The organism is Streptomyces sp. IBSBF 2435 (assembly GCF_036815005.1).
Classification (GTDB): Bacteria; Actinomycetota; Actinomycetes; order Streptomycetales; family Streptomycetaceae; genus Actinacidiphila.
Genome location: NZ_JAJSYW010000319.1, coordinates 1 through 4121, shown reverse-complemented (window position 1 = coordinate 4121; position 4121 = coordinate 1). Strand labels below are relative to the sequence as shown.

Genomic DNA, 4121 nt, shown 5'->3' with positions numbered 1-4121 from the left:
CGCGCGGCCCGGGCCGCCGCCGCCGGCACGCCGGCTCGCCCGTGTCCGGTACGCCCCCCGCGACCCGCCGCGACGCCCCCGCCGCCGCCCACCGCGCCGGGTGCCCCGCAGCAGGATCCGTCGCACAGCACGTACGGCCGTGCCATAAGCGTGCGCACCCTCGGCCAGGGCGCCCCCTTCTCGCACCGGCCCGAGGGCTCGCAGGACCCGCAGACCCAGACGCAGGCGGTCGAGGCGCACAGCCCGCAGGGTCTGCCCGCGCAGGTCGCGGCGGGCGGTTCCGGGCGCCGCCGCAGGCTCAACCCGGACCGGGCGGGCGCCGACGGCGAGCCGTCGAGCCGCAGCCTGATCCAGCAGGTGCCGAGCCAGCCCCAGGCGCCCGGCCCCGGCGGCGAGACACAGGCCCGCCAGCACCCGCAGGCGGACCCGGACAGCGGGCAGTTGCCGGTACGGCGCCCGGAGGCGCCGACGGCCCCCGAGGAGGAGACGGCCCTGCTGCGCCCGGTCCCGCCGGAGCCCGCGCAGGCGCCCGGCAGGTCGTACGCGATAGGCGCGCCGGCGGAGGGCGCCGACGAGGGCCCCGAGCCGCTCGACGGGCCGAACGGCGCCGTCGACGTCACTGATGTGCCCGACGCGCCCGACGACCGCGTCGAGGAGCCGCTGGACGAGCCGCGCCGGCTGCTCGTATGGCCCGAGCCGGACGTCTCGACCCGGCAGGCGCTGACCGACCGCGGCTATCGTCCGGTGATCGTACGGTCGCGCGAGGAGGTCGACGCGCAGGTCGCGGAGCCGCCGGCCGCGCTGTTCGTGGACCCGCTGACCGGGCCGATCACCAGGACCGCGCTCCAGGCGCTGCGGCAGGCCGCCGCGGCGGCTGACGTACCCGTCCTGGTGACCGCGGGGCTCGGCCAGGCGACCAGGGAGGCCGCCTACGGCGCCGACCCGGCTGTCCTGCTCAAGGCGCTGGCGCCGCGCGACAGCGAGCAGCATCCGCCGCGGGTGCTGCTGGTCGAGGGCCACGAGCCGATCGCGCAGGCCTTCGCGGCGACGCTCGAGCGGCGCGGGATGCAGGTCGCGCACGCCAGTTCCGAGGCCGAGGCGATGACGAAGGCGGCCCAGGTCCACCCGAATCTGGTGGTGATGGACCTGATGCTGATCCGGCGCCGCAGGCAGGGCATCGTGGACTGGCTGCGCGGGCACTCCCGGCTGAACAACACCCCGCTGGTCGTCTACACCTCCGCCGACATAGACCCGGCGGAACTGCCCCGGCTGGCGTCCGGCGAGACGGTGCTCTTCCTCGCGGAGCGCTCGACCAGCACGGATGTGCAGTCCAGGATCGTGGACCTGCTCGGCAAGATCGGCACCTGAGCGGCCCGGCCCGCACGCCCCGGCCCGCGCGTCGGTCCGCCGTACCGGGGCCGTGGCCTGGGACGTACGCGTACCCGTACGCGGCGGACCGCCGGCCGCGTACGGGTGAAGGGCCAGCGCCCGCCTAGAGCTGCGTGACGTCCAGCTCGCCGTCCGCGTAGGACTTACGGATGACCTTCTTGTCGAATTTGCCGACGCTGGTCTTCGGCACCGTCGGAATGACCGCCCAGCGCTCGGGGACCTGCCAGCGGGCGATCCGGGTGGCGAGGAAGTCGCGCAGCTCGGCGTAACCGGTGGTCGCGCCCTCGCGCAGGACGACGGTGGCCAGCGGGCGCTCGCCCCACTTGTCGTCGGGCACGGCCACGACCGCCGCTTCGGCGACGTCGGGGTGGGCCATCAGCTCGTTCTCCAGCTCGACCGAGGAGATCCACTCGCCGCCGGACTTGATGACGTCCTTTGCACGGTCGGTGAGGGTGAGGAAGCCGTTGGGCGAGATGACGCCGACGTCGCCGGTGCGCAGCCAGCCGTCCGGGCTGAACTTGTCGTCGGGGCGCAGCGGCTCCTCGCCGGCGCCGCCGTAGTACGCCCCCGCGATCCACGGGCCGCGGACCTCCAGTTCGCCGGCGGACCTGTTGTCCCAGGGCATCACCGAGCCGTCGGGGCCGATCAGGCGGGGCTCGACGGAGGCCGGGAAGCGGCCCTGCGAGAAGCGGTACGCCCACTCCTCCTCGTCGCTGGCACCGGCGGGCGGCAGCGCGACCGTGCCCAGCGGCGACGTCTCGGTCATGCCCCAGGCGTGGCAGAGCTGCACGCCCAGCTGCTCGTCGAAGGCCTTCATCAGCGCGGGCGGGCAGGCGGAGCCGCCGATGGTCACCCGCTTCAGCGAGCTGACGTCGCGCGGCTTGGCGGTCAGCTCGGCCAGCAGTCCCTGCCAGATGGTGGGCACCGCCGCGGAGTGCGTGGGCCGCTCGCTCTCGATCATCTCGGCGAGCGGGGCCGGCTGGAGGAACCGGTCGGGCATCAGCAGATTGACCCCGCTCATGAAGGCCGCGTGCGGCAGCCCCCACGCGTTGACGTGGAACATCGGGACGACCGGCAGCGTCGTGTCGTGGTCGGTGAGACCCATCGACTCCACGGAGTTGACCTGCATCGAGTGCAGGTAGACCGAGCGGTGCGAATAGACCACGCCCTTGGGGTCACCGGTGGTGCCCGAGGTGTAGCACATGGCGGCGGCGGTGAGTTCGTCCAGCTCAGGCCACGCGTACGTGTCCGGGCGGCCGGCCAGCAGCTCCTCGTAGTCGTGCACGGCGGGGCGGCAGCCGTCCAGCAGGGCGCGGTCGCCAGGGCCGACGACCACGATGTGCTCCAGCGGCTCCAGGCGCGGCAGCAGCGGGGCGAGCAGCGGCAGCAGGGACCCGTTGACCAGCACCACCCGGTCGGCGGCGTGGTTGACGATCCAGGCCAGCTGGTCGGCGGGCAGCCGCAGATTGAGGGTGTGCAGGACCGCGCCCATGGAGGGAATGGCCAGATACGCCTCCAGGTGCTCCGCGTTGTTCCACATCAAGGTGGCCACCCGGTCGCCCTCGGACACGCCGAGCCCGTCGCGCAGGGCGTTCGCCAGCTGGACCGCGCGGACGCCCACCTCACGGAAGGTGCGGCGCTGCGGTTCGCCGTCCCCGGTCCAGGTCGTCACCCGGGACCTGCCGTGCACCAGCGTCCCGTGCACGAGGATGCGGGTCACGGTCAGCGGTACGTCCTGCATGGTGCTCAGCACAGCGGGCCTCCGGCGGCTACATGAGGTCGGCGAGGTCGGTATCCCGCGATTGTGGTGGCATGCCGGTCGGTATGTCACTACCCCGCACGACCGCCCGCACCGACGTCCGCGCGGACCCTTGCCGGAGCCGGGCGGCAGACGCTCAGCGGGCCCGGGGGCGACAGACCCCTCAGCGGGGCCGGGCGGTCAGGCCACGCACAGCTCCAGCTCGGGGTCGTCGCGCAGCTTGCCCAGGGCGCGCGACACCGCGCTCTTGACGGTGCCGATCGAGACGCCCATCGCCTCGGCGGTCTGCGCCTCGCTCATGTCCTCGTAGTAGCGGAGCACCACCATGGCGCGCTGGCGCGGGGGGAGCCGGGCTATCGCGCGCAGCAGGGCGTCGCGCTGCGCCTGCTGCTCGGTGAGGTCGGGGGCGCCGCCGGCCGGCGGCTCGGGCAGCTCGTCGGTGCTGAATTCGTCGACCTTGCGCTTGCGCCACTGCGACGTCCTGGTGTTGACCAGGGTGCGGCGCACGTAGCCGTCGACGGCCCGGTGGTCGTCGATCCGGTCCCAGGCCAGATACGTCTTGGTCAGCGCGGTCTGCAGCAGGTCCTCCGCGTCGGCGGGGTTGGGGGTCAGGGAGCGCGCGGTGCGCAGCAGCGTCGGGCCCTTGGTGCGTACGTAGGTCGTGAACTGCTTCGTGCTGGCGCTGGGGCACACAGGCGTGGTCATGGCTCCACGCTAGAAGGCGCGGGGCATCAGCGGATCGGCCGCAGGTGCCGAAGCGGGATCACTCTCAGGTCGTAGGGCGGGGGCTTTCCCCACCTCCCGAGGGGGGAGCCGCGGGGCGGTGTCCCGCAGGGGATGCACCTGAGGTCGTCCGGGGGACGGTATATCCGGCCCGGACCCGGATGCCTGCCCTCCCGGGAAGGGTACGCCCGCGCCCCGGCCGCAGAGTCCGCCCGGTCGTCGGTCCGCACGTCGGCCGGCCCGCCGGCCC

Annotated in this window: 3 protein-coding genes; 1 reads left to right on the top strand and 2 read right to left on the bottom strand. The window is 74.0% G+C overall.

What is annotated here, in order from left to right:
• A partial coding sequence (locus V7E46_RS32735; protein ID WP_333771804.1) for a response regulator occupies window positions 1-1368 on the top strand: 1368 nt, incomplete at its 5' end.
• A 124-nt stretch (window positions 1369-1492) separates the two neighbouring features.
• Here V7E46_RS32735 and V7E46_RS32730 read toward each other — a convergent pair.
• On the bottom strand, window positions 1493-3142 hold the full coding sequence (locus tag V7E46_RS32730) for a long-chain fatty acid--CoA ligase (RefSeq protein ID WP_333771803.1): 1650 nt from the start codon (window positions 3140-3142) through the stop codon (window positions 1493-1495).
• 186 nt (window positions 3143-3328) lie between these two features.
• The gene (locus V7E46_RS32725; protein ID WP_329177142.1) at window positions 3329-3853 is read right to left on the bottom strand and encodes a SigE family RNA polymerase sigma factor; all 525 of its coding nucleotides are present in this window, start codon (window positions 3851-3853) and stop codon (window positions 3329-3331) included.
• Between the last annotated feature and the right edge of the window lie 268 nt (window positions 3854-4121).

Coding starts and splice junctions, on each gene's coding strand:
- V7E46_RS32725 (WP_329177142.1), bottom strand. CDS start 3,853: ATGACCACGCCTGTGTGCCCCAGCGCCAGCACGAAGCAGTTCACGACC.